The 314-nt window shown below is 49.7% G+C and carries 1 protein-coding gene; it reads left to right on the top strand.

What is annotated here, in order from left to right; translation table 11 throughout:
• Nucleotides 1–314, top strand: a 314-nt coding sequence (locus FH871_RS35420; protein WP_138995394.1) for an ATP-binding cassette domain-containing protein, incomplete at both ends; no start/stop codon positions are given.

Genomic DNA, 314 nt, shown 5'->3' with positions numbered 1-314 from the left:
GACCTGTCGGGAGCAGAGCTGGACAAGCTCATGCAAGACTATGATCGCCTCTCCGAGGATTTTCGAGCCCAAGGTGGCTTCACTTATGAAGCTGATATTAAGGCCATCCTCAATGGTTTCCAGTTTGATGAGACGACTTGGCAGACGCCGATTTCAGACCTCTCTGGCGGTCAAAATACTCGTCTAGCCTTGGCCAAGATGCTTCTGGAGAAGCCGGAATTGCTGGTTTTGGACGAACCGACCAACCATCTGGATATTAAGACCATTGCCTGGTTGGAGAATTATCTGGCCAATTATCAAGGGGCCCTGATTAT

This window comes from Larkinella sp. C7, assembly GCF_006149005.1.
Lineage (GTDB): Bacteria > Bacteroidota > Bacteroidia > Cytophagales > Spirosomataceae > Larkinella.
Note: the sequence above shows the minus strand (reverse complement) of the source record. Positions and strands in the feature narration are given on the sequence as shown.